Origin of the sequence: Neobacillus oceani, assembly GCF_046237595.1 — a bacterium.
In the GTDB taxonomy this organism is placed as follows: Bacteria; Bacillota; Bacilli; order Bacillales; family Cytobacillaceae; genus Bacillus_D; species Bacillus_D oceani.
Genome location: NZ_CP143543.1, coordinates 3,710,788 through 3,733,373 on the forward strand (window position 1 = coordinate 3,710,788; position 22,586 = coordinate 3,733,373).

The 22,586-nt window shown below is 40.7% G+C and carries 23 protein-coding genes and 1 pseudogene; 5 read left to right on the plus strand and 19 right to left on the minus strand.

Annotated elements, in window-relative coordinates; genetic code table 11:
• Nucleotides 1-3: 3 nt before the first annotated feature.
• From cysW to V1499_RS18785, 8 genes are all read right to left on the minus strand, one after another.
• The gene (gene cysW, locus V1499_RS18750; RefSeq protein ID WP_409271576.1) at nt 4-828 is read right to left on the minus strand and encodes a sulfate ABC transporter permease subunit CysW; all 825 of its coding nucleotides are present in this window, start codon (nt 826-828) and stop codon (nt 4-6) included.
• A gap of 12 nt (nt 829-840) precedes the next feature.
• A complete protein-coding gene (cysT, locus tag V1499_RS18755) occupies nt 841-1,677 on the minus strand; it encodes a sulfate ABC transporter permease subunit CysT (RefSeq protein ID WP_409271578.1) in 837 nt (278 codons plus the stop codon).
• A gap of 15 nt (nt 1,678-1,692) precedes the next feature.
• Entirely contained in the window at nt 1,693-2,766 is a 1,074-nt protein-coding gene (locus V1499_RS18760; protein WP_409271579.1) for a sulfate ABC transporter substrate-binding protein, read from the minus strand.
• Nucleotides 2,767-2,908: 142 nt separating this feature from the next.
• Nucleotides 2,909-3,079: a YezD family protein gene (locus V1499_RS18765; RefSeq protein ID WP_409271581.1), complete on the minus strand. Its 171-nt coding sequence runs from the start codon at nt 3,077-3,079 to the stop codon at nt 2,909-2,911.
• Between the two features lie 515 nt (nt 3,080-3,594).
• Nucleotides 3,595-3,930, minus strand: coding sequence for a DUF6054 family protein (locus V1499_RS18770; RefSeq protein WP_409271583.1), 336 nt, complete (start codon nt 3,928-3,930; stop codon nt 3,595-3,597).
• A gap of 494 nt (nt 3,931-4,424) precedes the next feature.
• Nucleotides 4,425-5,039, minus strand: coding sequence for a GNAT family N-acetyltransferase (locus V1499_RS18775; protein ID WP_409271584.1), 615 nt, complete (start codon nt 5,037-5,039; stop codon nt 4,425-4,427).
• 261 nt (nt 5,040-5,300) lie between these two features.
• A complete protein-coding gene (locus tag V1499_RS18780) occupies nt 5,301-5,723 on the minus strand; it encodes a VOC family protein (protein WP_409271586.1) in 423 nt (140 codons plus the stop codon).
• A gap of 156 nt (nt 5,724-5,879) precedes the next feature.
• Nucleotides 5,880-6,425 carry a DUF1697 domain-containing protein gene (locus tag V1499_RS18785; protein WP_409271587.1) on the minus strand — a complete coding sequence of 182 codons (546 nt, stop codon included), beginning with the start codon at nt 6,423-6,425 and terminating at the stop codon, nt 5,880-5,882.
• Nucleotides 6,426-6,657: 232 nt separating this feature from the next.
• Here V1499_RS18785 and V1499_RS18790 point away from each other — a divergent pair.
• Nucleotides 6,658-7,236 (plus strand): annotated as a pseudogene (locus V1499_RS18790) (IMP dehydrogenase); the annotation flags it as partial.
• On the opposite strand, the gene V1499_RS18795 reads toward V1499_RS18790, so the two are convergent.
• From V1499_RS18795 to V1499_RS18820, 6 genes are all read right to left on the minus strand, one after another.
• Entirely contained in the window at nt 7,231-7,413 is a 183-nt protein-coding gene (locus V1499_RS18795) for a hypothetical protein (RefSeq protein ID WP_409271589.1), read from the minus strand. The pseudogene V1499_RS18790 and the gene V1499_RS18795 sit on opposite strands and share 6 nt — an antisense overlap.
• Nucleotides 7,414-7,462: 49 nt before the next feature.
• Nucleotides 7,463-7,927 carry a hypothetical protein gene (locus V1499_RS18800; RefSeq protein ID WP_409271591.1) on the minus strand — a complete coding sequence of 155 codons (465 nt, stop codon included), beginning with the start codon at nt 7,925-7,927 and terminating at the stop codon, nt 7,463-7,465.
• 249 nt (nt 7,928-8,176) lie between these two features.
• Nucleotides 8,177-9,190, minus strand: coding sequence for a pirin family protein (locus tag V1499_RS18805; RefSeq protein WP_409271593.1), 1,014 nt, complete (start codon nt 9,188-9,190; stop codon nt 8,177-8,179).
• Between the two features lie 27 nt (nt 9,191-9,217).
• The gene (locus V1499_RS18810; RefSeq protein ID WP_409271594.1) at nt 9,218-10,162 is read right to left on the minus strand and encodes a ring-cleaving dioxygenase; all 945 of its coding nucleotides are present in this window, start codon (nt 10,160-10,162) and stop codon (nt 9,218-9,220) included.
• 66 nt (nt 10,163-10,228) lie between these two features.
• A complete protein-coding gene (locus tag V1499_RS18815; RefSeq protein ID WP_409271596.1) occupies nt 10,229-10,666 on the minus strand; it encodes a MarR family winged helix-turn-helix transcriptional regulator in 438 nt (145 codons plus the stop codon).
• A 182-nt stretch (nt 10,667-10,848) separates the two neighbouring features.
• Entirely contained in the window at nt 10,849-12,297 is a 1,449-nt protein-coding gene (locus tag V1499_RS18820) for a GMC oxidoreductase (protein ID WP_409271597.1), read from the minus strand.
• A 199-nt stretch (nt 12,298-12,496) separates the two neighbouring features.
• On the opposite strand from V1499_RS18820, the gene V1499_RS18825 reads away from it, so the two are divergent.
• Both V1499_RS18825 and V1499_RS18830 read left to right on the plus strand, forming a co-directional pair.
• Nucleotides 12,497-13,240, plus strand: coding sequence for a threonine/serine exporter family protein (locus V1499_RS18825; RefSeq protein WP_409276338.1), 744 nt, complete (start codon nt 12,497-12,499; stop codon nt 13,238-13,240).
• A gap of 18 nt (nt 13,241-13,258) precedes the next feature.
• Nucleotides 13,259-13,708, plus strand: a complete 450-nt coding sequence (locus V1499_RS18830) for a threonine/serine exporter family protein (RefSeq protein WP_409271599.1) — start codon at nt 13,259-13,261, stop codon at nt 13,706-13,708.
• Nucleotides 13,709-13,865: 157 nt separating this feature from the next.
• Here the strand turns inward: V1499_RS18830 and V1499_RS18835 are convergent, their stop codons facing one another.
• A complete protein-coding gene (locus tag V1499_RS18835) occupies nt 13,866-14,084 on the minus strand; it encodes a hypothetical protein (RefSeq protein ID WP_409271601.1) in 219 nt (72 codons plus the stop codon).
• Between the two features lie 376 nt (nt 14,085-14,460).
• Between V1499_RS18835 and V1499_RS18840 the strand changes: the two genes are divergently transcribed.
• Entirely contained in the window at nt 14,461-15,618 is a 1,158-nt protein-coding gene (locus tag V1499_RS18840) for a GNAT family N-acetyltransferase (protein ID WP_409271602.1), read from the plus strand.
• Nucleotides 15,619-15,885: 267 nt separating this feature from the next.
• On the plus strand, nt 15,886-16,869 hold the full coding sequence (gene guaC / locus V1499_RS18845; protein WP_409271604.1) for a GMP reductase: 984 nt from the start codon (nt 15,886-15,888) through the stop codon (nt 16,867-16,869).
• A gap of 429 nt (nt 16,870-17,298) precedes the next feature.
• On the opposite strand, the gene opuFB is transcribed toward guaC, so the two are convergent.
• From opuFB to V1499_RS18865, 4 genes are all read right to left on the minus strand, one after another.
• The gene (gene opuFB, locus V1499_RS18850; RefSeq protein ID WP_409271606.1) at nt 17,299-18,819 is read right to left on the minus strand and encodes an osmoprotectant update ABC transporter permease/substrate-binding subunit OpuFB; all 1,521 of its coding nucleotides are present in this window, start codon (nt 18,817-18,819) and stop codon (nt 17,299-17,301) included.
• Nucleotides 18,812-19,771 carry an osmoprotectant update ABC transporter ATP-binding subunit OpuFA gene (opuFA, locus tag V1499_RS18855; protein ID WP_409271608.1) on the minus strand — a complete coding sequence of 320 codons (960 nt, stop codon included), beginning with the start codon at nt 19,769-19,771 and terminating at the stop codon, nt 18,812-18,814. The genes opuFB and opuFA overlap by 8 nt, the downstream gene beginning before the upstream one ends.
• A 584-nt stretch (nt 19,772-20,355) precedes the next feature.
• A complete protein-coding gene (locus tag V1499_RS18860) occupies nt 20,356-21,249 on the minus strand; it encodes an SDR family oxidoreductase (RefSeq protein ID WP_409271609.1) in 894 nt (297 codons plus the stop codon).
• Nucleotides 21,250-21,547: 298 nt separating this feature from the next.
• Nucleotides 21,548-22,549 carry a phosphotransferase enzyme family protein gene (locus V1499_RS18865; RefSeq protein ID WP_409271611.1) on the minus strand — a complete coding sequence of 334 codons (1,002 nt, stop codon included), beginning with the start codon at nt 22,547-22,549 and terminating at the stop codon, nt 21,548-21,550.
• Nucleotides 22,550-22,586: the final 37 nt, after the last annotated feature.

Consider the following 22,586-nt stretch of genomic DNA (forward strand, 5'->3'; position numbering starts at 1 on the left):
CAATTATCTCATTTTCCATTCCAAGAGGCTTTTTACCGTTAGCGTGACTAGAGCCAGCAGCGCCAATAGGGATGCAACGGCAAAGGCGGCTGTGAAATTATATTCGTTATACAGAATTTCCACATGCAGTGGGAGTGTATTTGTCAATCCGCGAATATGTCCGGATACGACAGAAACAGCGCCAAACTCCCCCATTGCCCGGGCATTGCACAAAATAATCCCATACAGGAGCCCCCACTTTATATTCGGAAGCGTAACCCGAAAAAAGATTTGCCAGCCATTGGCACCAAGGGTTACGGCTGCCTGTTCTTCCTCATCCCCCTGTTCCTGCATGATAGGAATCAGCTCCCTCACTACAAAAGGGAACGTTACAAATACAGTCGCAAGAACGATACCAGGCACGGCAAAAATTATTTTTATATCATGCGCTTCCAGCAAGGGAGCAAAAAAACCTTGTGAACCGAACAAAAGCACAAATACCAGCCCGGAAATAACAGGGGAAACCGCAAACGGGATATCTATAAGCGTAATCAATATATTTTTTCCTCTAAAGTGAAACTTCGTGATTGCCCAGGCGGCAAAAATCCCAAACATCGTGTTGAGGGGAACAGCAATCAGTGCAATCGTTAAAGTAAGCTTAATTGCAGCCATTGCATCCGGCTCCGTAATCGATAGAAAATATAGCCCTATCCCTTTTTTCAATGATTCTGTAAAAACAGCAACTAAAGGCAAAAGAATAAATAAGCAAAGGAAAGCAAGAGCGATTGCAACCAGGAGCCACTTTTGAAGGTTACGGCGGCCTCCTCCCCCGATATCTCTTCCGTTCATCTTGTTCTCCCCCTATGATCGACTGTATTTCTTAACAGTTTTCCATTGCCACCAGTTTATGAGGAACAATAGCCCGAAGGAAATGACAAGCATGACAGAGGCTATCGCGGAGGCTCCTGCATAATCGTATTGCTCCAGCTTGGTAATAATCAGTAAGGGCACAATTTCCGTTTTCATCGGCATATTCCCTGAAATGAACACCACAGAACCGTATTCCCCTAACGCCCTGGCAAACGCAAGGGCAAACCCGGTCAACAGGGCCGGGAAAATGGCCGGAAAGATGATTTTCATAAAAATTTGATAAGGTTTCGCTCCCAGCATTGCTGCTGCTTCCTCCACTTGTTGATCCATTTCCAACAAAACGGGTTGAATTGAACGGACTACAAATGGAAGCCCTATAAAAATCAAAGCAATGATAATGCCCAACTGGGTAAAAGCAATTTTTACGCCAAGCGGCTCAAAAAATTGTCCGATCCAACCATTGGGTGCATAGATGGCTGTAAGGGAAATCCCTGCTACAGCGGTAGGAAAAGCAAACGGCAGGTCAACGAGGGAATCAACAATCTTTTTACCGAAAAAATCATACCTGGCCAATACCCATGCGATCAGTGTACCGAAAATCGCATTCACAGCGGCTGCTATAAATGAAGCAGTGAATGTAACCTTAAAGGAAGCTATTACCCTCTCGTTTGTAATCGTCTCCCAAAAATCAGCAAAGCTTGCAGTCGTGCTTTTTAAAAACAAGACAGTGATAGGAATCAATACAATCAAGCTCAGATAAACCAGGGTATAGCCCATGGAGAGGCTGAACCCTGGCAATACCCGATGATGTTTAGGCGGCTTAATCAAAACGGTTACTCCCCTTTATTTAGGCTTATAAATCTCATCAAATACACCGCCATCGTCGAAATGGGTTTTCTGGGCATCCGCCCATCCACCGAATAGTTCATCGACTGTAAACAGATTGATTTCCGGAAATTGGCTTTCAAACTTCTGGGCAACCGCCTCGGAACGCGGCCGGTAATAATGTTTTGCTGCAATTTCCTGGCCCTCGTCTGTATAAAGGTAGTCGAGGTAAGCTTTGGCCACTTCTTCTGTACCATGTTTTTTGGCAACTTCATCTACAACTGTGACTGGCGGCTCTGCAAGAATACTGACAGAAGGATTCACAATTTCAAATTTGTCCTTGCCAAGTTCATTTATCGCGAGGTACGCTTCATTTTCCCAGGCTATCAGGACATCCCCGATTCCTCTTTCAACAAATGTCGTTGTCGATCCCCTAGCACCTGAATCAAGCACAGGCACATTCTTAAATAGTTTTGTTACAAATTGCTTGGCTCCTCCATCATTGCCACCGTTCTTTATTGCATAACCCCAGGCAGCAAGGTAGTTCCATCTGGCGCCACCGGACGTTTTTGGATTTGGTGTAATAACGGACACACCTTTTTTCGTTAAATCGTCCCAATCCCTGATTCCTTTTGGATTGCCTTTTCGGACAAGGAACACAATCGTAGAGGTATATGGCGAACTATTTTCTTTCAGTTTGCTTTGCCAATCTGGAGCAAGCTTCCCGGAAGCCGCGATTGCATCAATATCGTAAGCAAGCGCAAGTGTGACGACATCCGCCTCAAGCCCATCAATAACTGCTCGGGACTGTTTTCCAGAACCACCGTGTGATTGCTGGATCGTAACCTTTTGGCCTTTTTCTTTTTCCCAATACTCCGCAAATCGCTGATTGAACTCTTCATAGAATTCGCGAGTTGGATCATAGGACACGTTTAAAAGCTCTATCTCTTTTTTAACCGGCTCCTCCTGGGCTGCTGCTTTGTTTCCATCTATGTTTTCAGATATTGTTTCCTGGCTCGTTGAACAGCCGGCAACCGCTGCGATTAATACAAGCGAAAATACAGCCATCCACACTTTTTTTGCTAAGTTCATACTCTCCTCATCTCCTTAATTTCTTCCTCAGAGGTATTTAGATTTGTGAAAAATAAAAAGGCTCCGCCGTTTTATACATGACTCATGTATAAACAAGTGGAGCCTTCGGTCGTCCGATCGGCGTTGTGGTATGAAATTGGTATCAGCTAACTGAACTCCGTACATGTGTAGGTATCCTATGCTTTTCAAGCTTATCAATTTGTGTTACCCGTGAATCATGGACAGTGATTAGGATTGTTCCGTATTCAAGTCCATTCAGCAGGTCTCTAATCTTCTCGATTATCACGTCGTGCTGAAGTTTGATCCCAGACACTCACTTCTCCCCTTTTGTTCTTTTCTATTGATGAGAAAGTTGATTGATTTAGTCAACTTTCAATGGTCATGATTTAACTTATGCCCACTACGTCAAATGGTTCAACTTTTTTATAAGGTCTCTTGGTGTGTTCTTCTTTAATTTTTACAACGTAGAGAGTTCAAGGTTTTCCTTTCTTCCATCTTGCAGGTTGCTCACCCTCGCCTCAATTCCCAAAAATGAAGGGGTTGTTAGATTTCCCCTTTGCTCTTTTATACCGGTACACAACCATTCAAATCCTTAAGTTACTCAACTACCTCATGATATTTAGGGAAATGCCTAAAGTTGTGGGCAAACGCCAAATAATCATCAAAAAAAGCCAGTCCTATCAACCATCCAAAATGGTGAAGGCCTGACCTTTTTAATTAGAAAAGCCGTCAAAATGACAGCTTGATCTCAACTTTTACAATTTACATTCAATAAAGTTTTAGTTCGAAATCATTACAAGGAAACTGGGATTTTTTTTAAAACAAGTATCATTCCATCCGTTCGATACTGTTTCGCACGATTGCCACCATATCATCTTCGGCACCAAGGCTAAAGTTTAAAAAAACACCTTGTCCTCCACCCGCACCAATTGCTGAAATAAAATTAGTACCGTTATCACCTACTACAGTAAGGGACAAACTTGCTCTGTTGCCATTTCTCATATAATACTTATCATACACTCGGACTGCTATTTTAGTATCCCCAATCGTGTAGTTGCTCTCATCTACTAATCTCATACTGATTCCACTATTGCCAATATCGCTTTCCAAACGATTAACCACTTGCTGGAATTGGCCAATAATTGTCTTTTCATACTTTGCCATGATTATCCCCTCTTCCATCCTATTTTTTTCTCTATATCCTCAGATTTATCCCTCTCTAAATGGTCCTTTGTTAATAGCAACCTTTTAGATTTATACGTTTTATCATCCTATAAGTTCCAACGTTCGTAACATTAACCTTCTGAATGTTCAATTTGACATAGAAATTAACACAAAAAAACGATAAGATAGCTTTATCTTATCGCTTTTTTTCTTCCTTATTTAATCCGGCTGTTTTATGTATAACTTTTAACAACCTTCCCTACACCAAGAGTAACTGCAAGGATCAGTAGTAGTGATAGTACTAAAACCCAAATACTTCCTTCCCCAAACAAAGCAACTAATACAACGCTAAATGAAGGGACACCGAATGCACTTAAGCAATGGTAATGCGAGAGCCGTTGCAAGAAAAGCCATGACAAAAACCATCGATGTTTTATTCCTTTTGTTCAAAAAATCACCTGTTTGCTTTTTCAATTATCTTAAAAAAATATAGGTTACTTTTTTACGTATTTCAAAGACAAAAAATTATTGATTCCAATTTTCTTAGCCCTGATTTCCGGAAGAGGCTTTCTTTTGTACTCTTCAAATCCCAATTTGTAATATAAAGTCATTGCCGAAGTATTCGTATCCGCAACCTCTTCAATGACAAAATCATTGTACGGAGCGTTTTCAATGATATGCTTTATGATTTGAAATGCTACACCCTGTCCTCTAAATTCTGAAGCTGTTCCAACAAACTCAATCGACCCTGTATTGGGAGGGAATTCTTCAAAAGGCGCTTCAAATTCCTTCTTTAGAAAGATCGCTGCCATGCTTCCCTTGAAAAACCCCAGATGCTTCCTTAACTCCTTTTTATTTAATCGAACCGATCTATCGGCACCATCGGTACATGCAGTCATTCCAACAATTTTATTATTAGCTATCGCTACATAAAATTGATTCAAAACAAACATATGAGCAAAAGCTTTTGCAATTTTATTTTTATCCTTTGAAAAAAAAACGAGCCATTGTGAGAAACCTTCCGAAAAAATCTCAGACATTTGTTTCCTTACATCAAAATCTACTTGATCTGCTTTCACAACAGTTAATTTATAATTCTTAGATTCCATATTTTACATTACTCCTTTTTAATGAATGAAAATATGTTCATAATCATAACCGAAGACTGCGGCGTAAATCCTATTCCTTAATCTTACCCTATTGTTGAACATATGTTTTGGACATATTATTCTAGCTGCCCGTTCAAAATGTTTTTATAAAATCCAGAAACCTGCCACTTTGGCTCAATAAGAAATTCAACAAAAAAAGCCTTAATCCTCTTTGGACTAAAGCACCATTTATGGAAGCTGAGGATGAAGGTATACTTAACCTTATTCTGCAAATTCCCAAGCTGGATTCCAAACTACTTCCCACAAATGTCTGTCTGGATCTTGGAAGTATCCAGAGTATCCTCCCCAAAAGGTATCATGTGCTGGAACTGTAATAATGGCACCAGCCTTCTTTGCCTGTTCCATTACCATATCGACCTCTTCTTTACTCCCAACATTATGACCAATCGTAAATTCAGTTGGACTTATTGGGGTCTGGTTTATGCTTGTGTCATGTGCTATATCCTCGCGTTTCCAAATTCCGAGTTTTAATCCTGCCTGTAAATCGAAAAATGCAACAGCACCATGCTCGAATTCTTGACCTACTATTCCTTTTGTTAGTAGTCCAAGTCCATCCTTGTAGAATTTCAAAGACCTTTCCAAATCATCTACACCCAATGTTATAACTGAAATTCGTGGTTTCATTTAATACCTCCTGACAGTTATTCTGTTATATATTAGGGCTACCAAATCGAGTGTTTAATGAATTGACCTGCCCCTTCGGATTAGATTTCCATCTTATTCTTTATCCCAAAACAGCCTATTGAAGAACCGGGTCTTCTTCCCTAAAAAGATAAAAATCTAACTGTTTTTTGCTTGCATGAGTTCATATATCTTACGAGCAGTATTAACATTCCGGACAGTGACTTGTTTGTAAAACTTTGATCCAATTATCTTGGCCATTCCGCTTTTTGTTACATTTTCCTTGTCACAGGACCATAGAATCGCGCCGGGTACATACATCACCTTGTCAATATTCGGGGCGGTGACTAAATTCTCAAGTACAGTTTCATCATCAATTTCATCCCATAAAAACATGACATCGCTTCTCATATCTTTGTCATTTTTCCACGTGTCAGGAATAGCGTTAATAATCACGCTTACATCAGCTATACTACGAACTAATACTTTAATTTGTAATCCGAACTCAAATTGTATTGCTTCTTCCAAAATACGTGATAGTTCCGTTTTTAATTGGTCATTGTATGAAAAAATAATATTACCTGTATTGATGTATGTCACCACATCCTTCATCCCGGCTTGTTCAAACGTTTTTTTAAGCAACTTCATATCAATTTTATTTTTTCCACCCACATTAATTCCCCGAAGAAGAGCGATATAGACCATTACCATCTTCCTTTCGCCTTGTTACTTATTATCCATAATATCCTATTTAATAATTTTTTCTCTATTATAAGATTGTTCATTATCGGAGGGTAAAAATAAAACAATAATAAATAATACTTAAAGGGCGGCTAGGATCGTCCAATCCGCCTTACCAGTCAAATTTTTAAATTAATAAAAAATGATTAATTTACGAACGTTTATGTTAATTGATAATAAATCATTCGTCTATTAAGTGCGGGAACTGGAAAATGCGGGTGCGGATGCAACTAAGGTTGGAATTGGACCTGGGAAAGTCTGCATCACGAAAATTAAAACAGGTTTCGGAACCGGCGGATGGCAGCTGGCTGCGGTAAGATGGTGCGCAAAAGCCGCGAGCAAACCAATTATTGCTGACGGTGGTATCCGAACACATGGCGATATTGCGAAATCGGTCCGTTTCGGAGCGTCAATGGTTATGATTGGTTCGCTTTTTGCCGGCCATGAAAAATCACCTGGGGAAACAGTTGAAATTCACGGAAAGCTTTATAAAGAATATTTCGGCTCGGCTTCCGAATTTCAAAAAGGGGAAAGGAAGAACGTCGAAGGCAAGAAAATGCATGTTGAGTATAGGGGCCCGATCAAGGACACTCTCATTGAAATGGAGCAGGACCTTCAATCATCGATTTCGTATGCTGGAGGCAACAAGCTATCCGCCATCCGGAACGTCGACTATGCGATTGTAAAGAATTCGATTTTTAATGGTGATGAGTCTATTAAGGAAAATGGAAAGCAGTGGATACGATTAGAATCCACTGCTTTTCTGTGTTTATGATTCCCTTTGGTGTTCGGCATTATTATCCGGGTGTTCGGCTTTATTATCCGGGTGTTCGGCATTATTATCCGGGTGTTCGGCATTATTATCCGGGTGTTCGGCTTTATTATCCGGGTGTTCGGCTTTATTACCCGGGTGTTCGGCAAGATTTTCCTGGGATTTGTTATTATTAATCACCCTGTTTACTCTTGTTCATAAACGCACCCGTGTTTCATAATGGTTTAACCTATTTTATGTATTCAACTTCTAAGCTGTTTGGTGATTTATTCGTATATGCGATCCAATAACTAATATCTTTGGAGTACTTTATTTGTTTTGCATATTCCCCAAAAACTTTTACATGATTAATGCCAGTTTCTTTTGGAATAATAACACTCACTACAATTGGGTCTGAGATATAACTATCACCACCTGTTAATTTTGGACCATTCATACCTATCTCCCAATCTAATTTATCGTTGTTCATCTTGATAAATCCGATATTTAATTGTTCATATTCTTTGCTTTTATAGACAACAACAATGAAATCATCTTTAATGTCATAATCGATAACTCTTTCAAAATCCCTATTTTTACTGCTCTCAAGTATTTTTACGATTTTATCCTCAAGGGAAATATCCTCAGAACAACCAAACAACAACAGGATTAATAGTAAAGGATAAGCAAAAAATGTTCCTTTTGTCATACTCAAATTTTCACCCCTTCGCCAGTGAATCCTATACGTTCTCTTCTCCAATTAATAACTAAAGTCCTTCTTCAGCAAAACTCCTATTATTTAACAAGGAAAAAAGAAGCGCAACAATCACAACCTTGGAAAGAACGACCTAGCTAAAGTTAATTACTGTAAGTATATAATGAAACAGCATCCAAACGGTTCATTTGGATGCTGTTTCTATAATCTCATACGGAGATTTTAAGATATTATTTTGATGATTAGTGTTTACCTTTTTTCAACTCTTCCATCGGCATGGCGTGCGAATCTTCCTGACTCACGTTCATTTACTGGATCCGGACGGCCCCACGGCCAGCCTCCAAATTGTGTTTTTTGATATTCCGCGTAGGCATCACGAATTTCCTGCTCCGTGTTCATGACAAACGGTCCATAAGAAACCACAGGCTCTTGTATCGGCTCACCTTCCAGCAGTAGCATATAACTCTCGGATGCTCCATTTGTAATCATGATTTCCTCATCACCAGCAAGCTTTACACGATGGTTTGTTTTAACCGTTGTATCGTCTATATGAAGCTTATCTCCCTGATAATAGTATAGATTTCTCGTCATTGTTCCTGAAACCGATGGCAGGGTGAAGACTGCCTCCGGCTCCATACGAATAACATAAATCCCAACATGATTGTTTTTATCGTTTGCCCAGGAAGCAGAGTTTGGTTCTAAACCAGACTTGCCCATCATATTTCCGGCAATCACTTTAACAGTCGTTTTCTGTCCATTGGCAGAAGCCGATTGTGATTCGGGTATATCCTCAGCCCATAACATTTTGTATTCAGGCTCAGCAAATTTATTTTTTGCAGGCAGATTCAGCCATATCTGAAAGAATTCAAGTGGATTGCCTCTGTCCTGATTGACGAGGGGAAACATTTCAGTATGCTGGCAGCCCTTTCCTGCTGTCATCCATTGAACATCGCCGTTCCCGAATCTCCCTGCGGACCCATATGAATCAAAATGGTCAATTAAACCTTCAAGAGTGACAGTTACGGTTTCAAAACCTCTATGGGGATGTGCAGGGAATCCCGGTACCGTTGTGCCATGGTACATTCTAAAACCATCTCGCAACGTAAAGTCCTGGCCAAGATTCCTGCCTTCCAACGAAACGTTAGGGCCCTGCTCGTCATTTCCTGGAGGATATGCATCTTTGTGATGGACTGTCATAAGGAACGGATCTTCTGTCTCCCATGGAAAACCCAATTTTTGTATTTTCATGATTTTGCTAGTCACTTTTATTTCACTCCTTTAAAAAGTTAATTAATACTCCTCAATGGGTTTTAGATTTTCTTCAATTTCAGCTCTGCGTTCTTCTAAAAATGGCGGTAAATCCAATTTTTCACCCAGTGTTTCGATGTCTCCATCAATTGTGAAGCCTGGCCCATCGGTAGCAATTTCAAATAGAATTCCATTTGATTCACGGAAATAGAGGCTCTTAAAGTAGAAGCGGTTCACGATGCCGGATGAATGGAAACCGCGTGCCCGTACTTGGTCTGCCCAAAATTCAAGCTCCTCATCGTTTTTTACACGAATCGCCAAATGATGAATACTGCCACGGCCTGGCCGTTCAGACGGACCGTCCAGATACTTCACGACGATTTCTCCAAATACCTCTCCTTTGACTGATTGAAAAATGGCTTCGTCATCGGTGCGGCTGATTTCGGTATAGCCAAACATGTCTGTCAGTGTATGTGCCAGTTTATCCAGCCTTTTTACTGTTATTTCCACAGAGCCCATTCCTTGAATCTGATGCCCGGCAGGGACCTCGGATTTTTCCCACGTTTCCCAGTGCACTACCTTCGCACCATTTGAGACAAGAAGGACCATGCGTAAACCCTCAGAATCCTCAAAATGTAAAGCTGGATGATTGGCATACGTTGTAACCTCGCCATGATACACACCATGTTCCTCAAAACGTGCTTTCCAATAAGATAAACTAGCTTCTGATGGTACGAGCAAGCCAATTTTCGTAATGGCGTTTGTACCTCGGTGAGTACGGCCAACTGCTGGAATTTCAAAGAATGATAGTTCAGTACCCGGGCTGCCTGTTTTATCTCCATAGAATAAGTGATACATCGATGGCTCATCTTGGTTCACGGTTATTTTCACACGGCGCAAGCCAAGCACGTGCCGGTAAAAATGATTATTTTTACTTGCGTTTTTTGTAATCATTGAAATGTGATGATGTCCAGGAATTTTATACATAGCTATTCCTCCTTTTTCGGTTTACTAATCAAGTGATAGAGTAATAAAATTATCTTAGACTGATACTTACTTTCCGATTTTATCTTCCGTATGTTTTTGTAATTTTGTCATCAACATATATAGTGTTTTCTGCTCTTCCTCTGTCAAGCACTCATTGACAATTGAAGTTTGGAAGGCAAGCTGATGTTCAAATACTTCATGCATTTTAGCTTCCCCTCTTGAAGATAGGGTAATCCATTTCGTTTTCCAGTCCTGCTTACGCTGTATATATCCCTCTTGCTCAAGCCGGGTGAGCATACGTGAAATCCCACCCTCCGACACCGTTGCTTTTACAGCCAGCTGACTTTGGGTGATCGGCTGATAGGTAGAAATCTGATTTAATACATCAAACTGTGCAGCTGTTATCCCGAACTGTTTTAAAAAATCATTTGATAATAAATTGCTTTGATGTGTAAAACGCGAAATCCGCAACCAAATGAGTGAACCAAGGGTACTTTTTCTCAATATGACTCACTTCCTTTCGATACTATCAGTTTACATATCAAGTGACATAAACACAAGGAAATTATCCTGAATTCAAGATATCGTATAAATCGCAGAATTACCTTATGAAGACTTTCTTTTAATAATAGAAAAGAGAACCAGTTTGTTAACCGATTCTCTTCCCAACCTATTATTCAAAACTCTCAAGATGATTGACGGAAAATATGATCAGCCTGGCGAATGGCTAGTGCAGTATTAGAAAGAACAGGGCCAGCTGCTGTTAGTGTAGGTAATACACTGTTATCTGCAACGTACAGGCCTTGTACTCCATGTATTTGGCCATAACGGTTCGTTGCCGAGGTAGCCGGGTCATCTCCCATTCTACATGTACATGATTCATGCATGTCTGCACCAGGAGGCCGAAGCACGAGCGATGACTCATCAAGAGTTACTCCCATAGCTCTCGCCGATTCCCTAATCCCTTGTTCCACTTTTTGAGCTGTTTGACGGTCTGTTTCACTTAATGAATATTGCACTTGCTGCATAGGCACGCCATATTCATCTTTTTGATTTTGTTCAATGTATACACGGTTATCAAATCGAGGTTCAACTCTTCCAAAGGATGCGTAAACAATCATCAACCGGTCTTTCAACTCTTTATCTTCAAATTGCTGATAAGACCAATATTGGTCAGGACCAAGAATCTGAATTTGATATGGATCATCCTCCGTCTCAAATTTTAAAATGGACACATTCCCGAGTCTATCAGAAAACTGTCCTCGACTTACGGTTCCAATTCCTATCATGGATACATGCCCTGTTAAATAACGGCCAATTGCCTCCCCTTTAATGTTAGAGTTAAGCAATAAACGCGGAGTTTCTAGTGTACTAGCAGAAACCACTACATTTCTTGCCCGAATTCTATGTGATTTTTTGTTTGCATCATATACATCGACACCAGACACCCTAGCACCCTGAGTTCTTACCCGATAAACATAAGCATCTACAGCAAGATCGTAAGGACGATCAAACAAGGCGGCAGCCAACGCATTAATCGAGCTATACCAAGCATTCGAATGGACTTCCCCACGCCTCGAAGGTGTCAGATCAAGGGCAAGTGGCATATCGTGTGCTTCCAAAATCCCGGCAGCATGAAGCCGCCTTAACATCTGTTCCTGTAACGATGAACCTTTCGCCCAATCCGTTGTTACATGAAGTAATCTCTCTGCCATCCGATAATAGACATCCAGCTCTCGGCGATTAATCGGCCATCTTCTCAATTCTTCTTCAATCGGCCTTGGAGTTGCCGCATTCCAAAACAACGATCTTCCTCCAAGTGCATACACCATCGTCGCACCTGAAAATTGTGGCAGACGCTTTCCTAACGGGGTGGAATTGTACGGCAAAAGTTGATCCCGGGATGTATTTACATTTTGTGTAGGGATATTTTGGGCATGCGAATGAAAAAGTTTATCTCCCTTTTCGAGTATTGCAATCTTTTTTGCCCCTCGGTTTTTCCACAGCTGACAAAGTCTTTGTAGGACGGCCCCTCCACCAGGACCAGAACCTACAATAAGAACATCATATTCCGTTTCTGACATCTCACTGAGCGATTTAGTCGGAATCCAGTTATTGGCGTATCTTACAACCATCGATGTTCCCACCCCCATTCATTATATTCCTTTATATTTATGCTGTACTGCTCGTCTAAAATATCCAACTTTCACGGATAGTCTGGATTAGAATTTTAAATTGACCATTAGGAGACAATACAACCAAATACGCTGATTATCGTCTTTTTTTTAAAGTTGAAAGAATGTATTTAGGAGTGGGTAACAGTTGGTTGAAGAAATGAATCCTAATGAATTAGGAGAATTGTGTTTACTTGCTGGAAAAATTATGTTGGAAAGCGGAGCAGAGACATACCGAGTTCAAGATACAATGGTGAGGATTGCAGGCTCTTTAGGGGCAAACTACACAAACAGTTATGTGACACCGACCGGAATTGTTTTTTCATTAAGTGGAGCTGACCAAACCAAACTAGCACAAATTTCAAAACGGTCTACGGATTTATACAAAGTCATTATCGTAAATAGTATATCCAGGAAAATTAGTACCGGAGAAATCTCAGCAGAGGAGGCCTTCAGTACTTTAAGGAAAATCGAAAAAGAAAATCTAAAATATCCTAAATACGTAAAGATTCTAGCGGCTTCCATCGTGAGCGGCTTCTCCCTCGTCTTGTTTAATGGGGAATGGCATGACTTTTTTTCCGCATTCTTCGCCGGTGGTGCTGGTTTTTTATGTGTAAGTTATCTTCATCGTTTAGTAGACATTAAATTTTTTACAGAATTTCTGGCCGCTCTAATCGTGGCCCTAACGTCCTATCTTTTTACTTATATGGGTTTCGGACATGACCTTCCTAATATTATCGTGGCAAGTATAATGCCGCTAGTACCTGGCCTTCTGATTACGAACGCTGTAAGGGATTTAATGGCGGGGCACCTTGTTTCTGGGTTGTCAAAAGGAGCAGAGGCAACCTTAACTGCATTTGCTATTGGGGCGGGTGTAGCGGTTGTTTTTACACTCTATAAATAAATCGGGGAATACATTGTTATGATTATACAGCTGTTAACTAATTTCATTGTTTCAGGTGCTTTTGCTGTAATTTTTAATGTACCGGAAAAGAATATCGTGCAATGTTGCATTGTTGGTATGGCAGGCAGACTTTTGCACAGTACGTTGCTGAACCATGATTATGATACTGTGCAAGCTACATTAATCGCATCATTTTCCATTGGCGTAATTAGCCAGATATTTGCCAAATTCTATAAGACTCCGGTCATTGTATTTAGCATTTCAGGTATCCTTCCATTAGTACCTGGGGGCTTAGCCTTTGATGCAACAAGACATTTTGTCGAAGATCATTACAACTTAGGAATCCAGAATGCCGTAAAAGCCATTATGACTGCAGGTAGCATTGCTGTTGGACTGGTATTGTCAGAAGCGTTCATGCAAATTTTAAAAATAAGAAAGAAATTTCGATCACATGGTTTTGGCGAGTGAACTTTTGAAAAATTCTTTAGTTTGCCATAGACCCTTACATAAAAAAGCGAATTCGATGCTTTTAGGACCGAGCTCACTTTTCTAAATTGAACATAAAAAAAACGTTAAGATAGTTTGATCTTAGCGTTTTTTTACTGCCCTATTTTATCCTGCTGTTTTATGTAGAACTTTTTATAACCTTCCCTACCCCAAGAGTAACTGAGAGAATCAGTAGTAGTGTAAGAACTAAAGCCCAAACACTTCCTTCCCCAAACAACGCAACTAATACAACATTAAAGGAAGGAACACCGAATGCACTTAGCAAAGGCAATGCTAAAGCCGTTGCAAGAAAAGCCATTACAAAAGTTACGATCAATGTATTTTTCCTTTTGCTCAAAAAATCACCTCCTATACAACAAGAGTAACATAAAAATCAAAATTGAGTAACTATTCTAATAATTATTGTAACCAGTCTTTCCGGCACTAATAGAGGACTTGGTGTCCGGACCATTTTCTACTTTTTAAATGTTTTTTGAAGCAAACAGTGAAGATCCTTTTTATGTATTTTTACAAAATTCTCCTTGAATAAATTGTATAATTTAACCATAATTAGGTGAGGTCAAAAAGTTCAAGGCATCTTAGACCTTAATCCTCTAATACGTTTAAAGGAGTGATGGTGTTTGGTTACGAACAAACAATTTGAAAAGCATGTGAGAGGTTTATATTTTTCATAGAATAAGAACCTCTCATAAGCTTATGGGAGGCAAATGGACATGATGTACTCAAAAAACATGGTTCAAGGAATCGAACTTACTAGCGAAGACTTTTATAAAGCAGCAGGTCTTTTTGAAGCGTTAAAGCATCATTTATCAATTAAAGGCGTGCTTAAAGGTACATTGCCTGGCAGGGTTTTTCTGTCCAATGACTGTGCAACAGCATTGTTGACAAGTCCCCAAGGCCTTTTTTTAGGAGGCAGTACAGAGAACAGCCTGTTTTTCGAAGAAGCGAATACGTTGATTAAAGAGGAGCTGTTACCGAAGCTTGCCTCTAATGGTGAATTGGACTATGTACTGTTTTATCCAACTGATGGAAAGTGGGAAGGGATTCTCCAGATTGTGATGAAAGATGTATTGCCTATGAGAAGTGGGAGAATGACTTTTACTCACAATTTGAGTGGGATAGACGCCCCCGCTGATGACAGCATTATCCCAATAGATAGCGACTTGTTGAAACGTGAAGATGTAATTGGGATTAATGGAGTTATAAATGAGATTTTAGAGAATTGGCCATCTTTAGAAGCGTACCAAAATAAAGGCTTCGGATGTGCTGCAGTTCAAGATACGGAAGACGGTCCGGCGATTATCAGCTGGTGCCTTACGGATTGGGTAGTTGAAGACGAGTGTGAATTCGGTATTGCAACTGATAAAAATTATCGAAGTAACGGTTGGGCGCGAAAAACAGCTTTAGGCGCACTCTCACTCGCTAAACAGAGGGGGATAAAAAGAGTTGGCTGGCAGTGCTGGTCCAGCAACATCGCTTCACAACGAACAGCTTTATCTGTAGGTTTTAAGCTGCATGCGGATTTCCCGGTTTTGTTTGGATGGAATAATCCGTTAAACAACCTCCTTGTCAACGGAAATCATTATATGTGTGGTGATCGCAAGTATGGCGTGGAAAAGGATTATGCCCGCGCAGCCTGGAGTTATGCCCAAGCACTTGATCAAGGCTGGGACTGGAATGGGGATGTCGCATTATATTGGAATACAGCCTGTATGTTTTATTTGTCTGGCGAAAAGGAACAAGCGAAACATTATTACAAAAAGGCTAAAGCAAAGGGGTGGAGAGACATCCATCAACCACATTATCATGAATATGTGTACAGGGAAGCAGACAGCGAACAGATTGCACGTATACTTTCAGAATCACTTTAGGAACTAGTATTCTGCATTGTCCGCTTTGATTCAAAGATATTGCCGCCAATCTTTGGCGGCTTTTTTTATTCATTTATTATTTTTACAATAAAATCGCCGCAACCGGAAAATTTTCGAATTAATAAAAAAACGATTAATTCACGAACATTTTGGTTTATTGACAATAAATCATTCGTCTATTAAACTGATAATTGTGGTTTAAAATCTAAAACGCAATGGAAATTAACTTGTTTTATTTCTTTACGACTTGAAAGGGGAGTTTAGGAAATGGATACTGTTTTCGATTATGAGGATATTCAGCTTATTCCGGCGAAATCGATTGTAAAAAGCCGTTCTGAATGTGATACATCTGTAGTTTTTGGCGGTCGTACGTTTAGGCTGCCGGTAGTACCGGCAAATATGCAAACCATTATTGATGAGAGCCTGGCTATTAAATTGGCAGAGAACAACTATTTCTATATCATGCATCGTTTTCAGCCGGAGAAGCGAATTGATTTTGTAAAAGATATGAAAGCTCGCGGTTTATATGCTTCAATTAGCGTCGGTGTAAAAGAAGACGAATATCGATTCATTGAGCAATTGGCAGAGGAACACTTAATTCCTGAGTACATTACAATTGATATTGCCCACGGCCATTCCGATTCGGTCATAAATATGATAAAGCATATTAAAAAGCTTCTTCCTGAAAGCTTCGTGATTGCAGGCAATGTTGGAACACCAGAGGCAGTACGGGAACTGGAAAATGCGGGTGCGGATGCGACAAAGGTTGGAATTGGACCTGGGAAAGTCTGCATTACGAAAATTAAAACAGGCTTCGGAACCGGCGGCTGGCAGCTGGCTGCGGTTAGATGGTGCGCAAAAGCCGCGAGCAAACCAATTATTGCTGACGGCGGTATCCGTACAAATGGCGATATTGCGAAATCGGTCCGTTTCGGAGCGTCAATGGTCATGATTGGTTCGCTTTTTGCCGGCCATGAAGAATCACCTGGAGAAACAGTTGAAATTCACGGAAAGCTTTATAAAGAATATTTCGGCTCGGCTTCCGAATTTCAAAAAGGGGAAAGAAAGAACGTCGAAGGCAAGAAAATGCATGTTGAGTATAGGGGCCCGATCAAGGACACGCTCGTTGAAATGGAGCAGGACCTTCAATCATCGATTTCGTATGCTGGAGGCAACAAGCTATCCGCCATTCGGAACGTCGACTATGCAATTGTAAAGAACTCCATTTTTAATGGTGATAGAGTATATTAAGGAAAATGAAAGCAGTGGATGCGATTTGAATCCACTGCTTTTCTGTATTCCCAGGGGGTTCGGCATTATTATCCGGGTGTTCGGCTTTATTATCCGGGTGTTCGGCTTTATTATCCGGGTGTTCGGCTTTATTATCCGGGTGTTCGGCTTTATTACCCGGGGGGTCCGGCAAGATTATCGGGTGTCCGGCAAGATTACCCGCGGTTCGGCAAGATTACCCGGGGGTCCGGCAAGATTATCAGGGTGTCCGGCAAGATTACCCGGGGGGGCGGCAAGATTACCCGGATGTCCGGCAAGATTACCCGGGGGGGCGGCAAGATTACCCGGGGTGCCCGGCAAGATTACCCGGGGTGTCCGGCAAGATTACCCGCGGGTGTCCTAATAAAGGAGTCTGCAGAAACAGACTCCTTAAAAGCAAGCAGTTTACACTTAATCTTTTATTAGGTTTTCTTTTTTCAGGAAGTTCCTTGCTACAGTGCCAGGTTTCATCCCTTTTACAGCTACCTCATAATTCATTTTCCGCATTTCATCGTCGGTTATCTTTCCGGCAAGCTTGTTTAGTGCTGTTACAAGCTCAGGATATTTGTCTGCCGTTTCTTTTCGCAATAAAGGTGCTCCTTGATAGGGCGGGAAGAAATGTTTATCATCTTCAAGAACCCTGAGATTGTATTGTTCCAGCTCACTGTCAGTAGAATAGGCGTCAACAAGATTGATTTGACCGCTTTTTACGGCATTGTATCTCAACTTGGGCTCCATGGTAGTCAAAGAGTTGAATCTTACGTTGTATATTTTTATTAGACCGGGATAGCCGTCTTGTCTGTCCGTAAACTCGCGAGTGAATCCGGCTTTGATTTGCTCCTGGACTTTAACCAGGTCAGAAATCTTTTGCAAATCATATTGCTCCGCGAATTGTTCAGGAACTGCAAGTGCATAGGTATTATTGTATTGAGTCGGCTCCAGAAATGACATATTCAGCTTTTTCGAAATCCCGTCTTTGGCTTGTTTGTATACTTCTTTACTATCCGTACTGACTGGCTGCTCTTTTAGAAACTCGGCGATGACCGTTCCGGAGAATTCAGGGTAGATATCAATACTTTTGGATTTTAATGCGTTAAATACAAAAGATGTACCGCCCAGTCCAGGCTTTAATTCAACCTGCAAGTCTGTATCATTCTCGATGAGCAATTTATACATATTGATTAAAATTTCAGGTTCTGACCCTAATTTACCAGCAATGACCAGATCTTTTTGTTCTCCTTTGTTAAAGAATGTTGATGCTATGATAAGCAAGGCTAGCAAAGTAAAAGTACCAACCCCGACCATTAATTTTTTAAAAGAAAGTCTTTCAAATTGACGAAGCAGGCCATCAAATATGATAGCCAATAAAGCAGAAGGGATTGCACCTAAAACAATGAGTGAATAATCATTTCGGTCGATTCCAAGAAGGATAATATCGCCCAATCCACCCGCTCCAATTAAAGCGGCAATTGTTGCAGTACCAATGATTAATACGGTCGCCGTACGAATACCTGCCATGATGACCGGCATAGCCAATGGAATTTCGACTTTAAGAAGTCTTTTTCGTCTATTCATTCCCATTGCACGTGCTGCCTCGCGTATCGATGGATCTACTTCTTTAATACCTGTATAAGTATTTCGTAATAATGGTAGTAATGCGTAAATGACTAATGCGATAATGGCAGGTATTGTGCCGATTCCAAACAACGGAATGAGCAATCCCAGCAGTGCCAGGGAAGGGATCGTTTGCAAGACGCCAGTAAAACCGATAATATATTCGGCAATTTTTGGTTTCCGGGTTAGATAAATCCCTAAAGGCAGAGCGATCAATATAGCGAAAAAGAGGGCAATTAGCGATATTTCAATATGCTGAATCAAAGCATGTATAAGCTGCCACTTCCGTTCGGTAAAGGCGTGCACTAAGTTATTCATGTTCCCGCCCGCCTTTCCTCACATAATCTGCTAAATATTTCAGCACATGCTGTCTGTTTACTATTCCAATTACTTCTCCGTTGTGCTTTACAGGCAAAGAATCGGTATTCATCAATTTCTCCAGTACCTCATCTAAATCAGCGGAAATGGAAATCGCTTTCTCTCCAGATGGGGTATCGGCCCATTGCGAAATAGGTATGATCAAATCTTCTAGCTTAATTGTCAAGTTACGTCCGCTTCCTACAAATTCTCTTACAAAATCATTCACTGGGTTGGTTAAAAGTTCGTTTGGTGTGCCGATTTGGACAATTTCCCCCTCCTTCATCACACAGATGCGATCGCCTAATTTTAAAGCTTCTCGCATATCATGGGTAACGAAAACAATCGTTTTCTTAATTTCACGCTGTATGTTAAGCAGATCGTCCTGTAGTTTTTCCCTGCTAAAGGGGTCTAGGGCACTGAACGGTTCATCCATTAAGAGAATCTCCGGGTCTCCCGCCAAGGCCCGTATTACTCCAATTCGCTGCTGCTGTCCGCCTGATAGTTCACTCGGCTTTCGATTTCGATAGGAGACAGGGTTAAGGCCTACTAAAGTAAGCAACTCATCCACACGATTTGCAATTCTCTGCTTATCCCAATGCAATAGCTCTGGAACAACTGCGATATTTTCGGCTATTGACATATGCGGGAACAGGGCAATCTGTTGAAGCACGTATCCTATATTCCAGCGGAGCTCATTAATATCATAATCACTGATTTTCTTGCCATTGATCCAAACCGTTCCTTTTGTTAGGCTAATGAGCCGATTAATCATCTTTAAGGTAGTGGTTTTCCCGGATCCGCTCGGACCAATGAGAACAAAAATTTCGCCTTTTTTTATCTCGAGATCCAAGGCATTCACTGCATACGTTCCATTGGTATATTCTTTTGAAACTTGTTCAAATCGAATCATCTTATTTCTCCTTGTAAGTACGCCTTAAGTAGCTGTCCAGATCCTCAGGGTCTTCGATTCGCTGAATTGCGGATACAATAAGACAGCTGTTTTTTCACTAATAGTTTCTCCCTAACTCCCTTTCATAAAGAGGTTATTTTATGTAGTGCTGCTTTCACAAACCTACCACTTCTTCAAAAAGAAGTTCAACAAAAAAGGACCGCAATCTTCTAAAATTACGCTCCAGTTGTAAGTGAAATTGTAATCACCCAAAAATAATTATGAGAATTATAATAGATAGAAGGCTACATACTAGTACTTATTTATCCATACTTGGCCACAACCTTATGAGCTTTTCTCTGTGGGTGCTCTACACCGAGGTGAAGACCTCTTGGCCATCCGTTTAGGTGAATCTTACTTTTAAAAAAACGCCCCCTAAAGTTAGGCATAAAACACCAACTGTAGGGGGCATATCATTTATTTCGTTTTTCAATATCTATGCATAAGCTGTTTGTCCACTGTCTATTAGGTTTTCCCAGTAATAATAAAGGATTCGGTGGAACATCACTGATAAGGGAGGGAAATTGCTCGGCTCATAATGCAGTTTACAAGTCTATTGGCTTGCCGCCTGTCACCCCGTAAATCTGTCCGGTGATATAACTTCCTTCATCAGAGGCAAGAAGAACGTAAACCGGCGCCAGTTCTACCGGCTGTCCTGCACGGCCGAGGGGATAGTTTTGGCCAAACTCAGGGATTTGCCCCTCCAATTTTCCATTATCGAGCTGCAGCGGCGTCCAAATTGGTCCTGGTGCTACTCCATTGACACGCACACCCTTCGAAGCAAAGTACGTGGACAAGGTAACCGTAAAGTTGCTTATCGCACCTTTTGTGGAGGCATAATCCATTAAAGATGAAGATGGATCGAAAGACTGAACCGATGTCGTGGTGATAATCGCACTTCCTGGTTCCAGATGTTCTTCGGCCGCTTTTACGGTCTCAAACATGCTGATGATGTTTACTTTGAAGGTGTCATGCACTTGCTTCATTGTTAAATCACTTAGGGATGGCTGTGCGATTTGTTGCGCGGCATTTAATACGAGTGTGTCCAATCCGCCAAAAACTTCCACTGTTTTTGTGACAATCTCTGTCGCAGCGCCGTCCTCCCGCAAGTCATACGGCAGCAGCAATGCTTCTCTGCCAGCTCTTTCAATTAATTCTTTTACTTCGTTTGCATCTTCTTCTTCACCAGGGAAGAATTGGATGGCCACGTTGGCGCCTTCGCGAGCAAAGGCTATGGCGGCCGCACGGCCAATCCCGGAATCGCCACCGGTAATCAAGGCATTGCGCCCTTCCAGGCGATTGTATCCTTTATATGACTCTTCTCCGCAGTCAGGTTTCGGCCTCATTTTATTTTGTATCGCTGGAGTATCCTGTTCTTGATCAGGGAATTTTTCCGTATAAAATTTCTTACGTGGGTCGGTTAGACGTGGGTTTCCCATCAAAATCATCTCCTGTCTTGTTTAATCATAGTTGTTAAGGATAAATAGATCCGCATGGCGAGTAAATACTTTTGCACGATTGCACTACCTACAACCTGTTACATTTTCTTGATTACCCTGTGAACTTCAGTTTAAACGGTCCAGATCTTAGTGATTTTCCTAATTGTCGTTCCATCATAGAGAGTGATCACAGCGCTCTTTGGAATATTGGTGAACATGAATTTTGCCCTCTTATCGGCTCTGGCAACCTTTACATTCTTACTGGTTGGATTAGTTTTAGAGAACTCCACAATTCCTATTAAAAGTTGTATAGGATACTTTCACCTTTTAAAAAGGGCTGGCAGTTTACTTTACAAAGCAATGGCATCCGTTCTTTGATCCAAGGATGAACCTCTTTATTTTCCATATGAAAAGCATAATATCCAAAAATCGATAAGAGTATAAACCCTTCAATAATGTTCAACACATCTCGTGAATATGTTCCATTACCAAAATAACCTTCCAAGAATAACTCCCTAGTCTGAGGAGTAGAATTCAATGCACCCATTGCCACGTCTAATAGATAGTGGCCATATCCAAAAAGCCCAAAATCAATAAATGCGATGTCCCTATTTTCGGTTACAAGTATATTGCCCATATGTAAATCGCCGTGAATGATTCCCCAAGCATCTGGGTCCTCCTTGTTACCAAATAGACGGGCATTTATTAATTCAAAGGTCTGAACGATTATATCGTATTCGTATTGACGGAATAATCCCTTCTCTACGCCCCTAAAAATTTGCTTCAACATCATTTCATTCTTTTTTCTTCCGTAATGTGGTCGTGATTGAATAATATCATTAGGAGTCTTGTTATAGTCCTTAAAAAATTTATGTAAAAGAGAGATTTGAACTCCTAAGCGATAAATTAAATCACGGTCAGAAAAATCTTCTTTCTGCAAGCTTCGCCCATCAATCCATTTGACTACAGAACAATAGGTCGTATGGTCACCTATACAATTGAGTTCAGTGGTAAGCAGCCCAGAACGATTCTGTAATGGCGCTTGTACTAATAATCCTGTTTCATTTGATATTTTTTGGAGTAATCTTAGTTCGCAAATTATCCCTTCTTTTGAATGCTGTAATCCTTCTAAATTCTTTGTAATAGGATAGTGCACCCTAAATAAATAGGAATGATCAATAGTTAAATCAGTAACCTTATAAGTGATGTTTTCATTGTGTCTTATTAATGAAATTCTTGGAGAGTTTATGCCATATTCTTTAAGTATCTCTTCAAGGATCGAATCAGGTATGAGTCCCATTCATTTATGCCTTCCCTTTTACTTTTAAAATAAAGAA

Bases quoted from the DNA above. Each gene is read 5' to 3' on its own strand.
- V1499_RS18820 (WP_409271597.1), bottom strand. From the start codon at position 12,297: ATGGTTGTAAGATACGCCAATAACTGGATTCCGACTAAATCGCTCAGT.
- V1499_RS18825 (WP_409276338.1), top strand. From the start codon at position 12,497: ATGAATCCTAATGAATTAGGAGAATTGTGTTTACTTGCTGGAAAAATT.
- guaC (WP_409271604.1), top strand. From the start codon at position 15,886: ATGGATACTGTTTTCGATTATGAGGATATTCAGCTTATTCCGGCGAAA.
- V1499_RS18860 (WP_409271609.1), bottom strand. From the start codon at position 21,249: ATGGGAAACCCACGTCTAACCGACCCACGTAAGAAATTTTATACGGAA.
- V1499_RS18770 (WP_409271583.1), bottom strand. From the start codon at position 3,930: ATGGCAAAGTATGAAAAGACAATTATTGGCCAATTCCAGCAAGTGGTT.
- V1499_RS18865 (WP_409271611.1), bottom strand. From the start codon at position 22,549: ATGGGACTCATACCTGATTCGATCCTTGAAGAGATACTTAAAGAATAT.
- V1499_RS18840 (WP_409271602.1), top strand. From the start codon at position 14,461: ATGATGTACTCAAAAAACATGGTTCAAGGAATCGAACTTACTAGCGAA.
- V1499_RS18775 (WP_409271584.1), bottom strand. From the start codon at position 5,039: ATGGAATCTAAGAATTATAAATTAACTGTTGTGAAAGCAGATCAAGTA.
- V1499_RS18785 (WP_409271587.1), bottom strand. From the start codon at position 6,425: ATGGTCTATATCGCTCTTCTTCGGGGAATTAATGTGGGTGGAAAAAAT.
- V1499_RS18760 (WP_409271579.1), bottom strand. From the start codon at position 2,766: ATGAACTTAGCAAAAAAAGTGTGGATGGCTGTATTTTCGCTTGTATTA.
- cysW (WP_409271576.1), bottom strand. From the start codon at position 828: ATGAACGGAAGAGATATCGGGGGAGGAGGCCGCCGTAACCTTCAAAAG.
- V1499_RS18780 (WP_409271586.1), bottom strand. From the start codon at position 5,723: ATGAAACCACGAATTTCAGTTATAACATTGGGTGTAGATGATTTGGAA.
- opuFA (WP_409271608.1), bottom strand. From the start codon at position 19,771: ATGATTCGATTTGAACAAGTTTCAAAAGAATATACCAATGGAACGTAT.
- opuFB (WP_409271606.1), bottom strand. From the start codon at position 18,819: ATGAATAACTTAGTGCACGCCTTTACCGAACGGAAGTGGCAGCTTATA.
- V1499_RS18830 (WP_409271599.1), top strand. From the start codon at position 13,259: ATGATTATACAGCTGTTAACTAATTTCATTGTTTCAGGTGCTTTTGCT.
- V1499_RS18810 (WP_409271594.1), bottom strand. From the start codon at position 10,162: ATGTATAAAATTCCTGGACATCATCACATTTCAATGATTACAAAAAAC.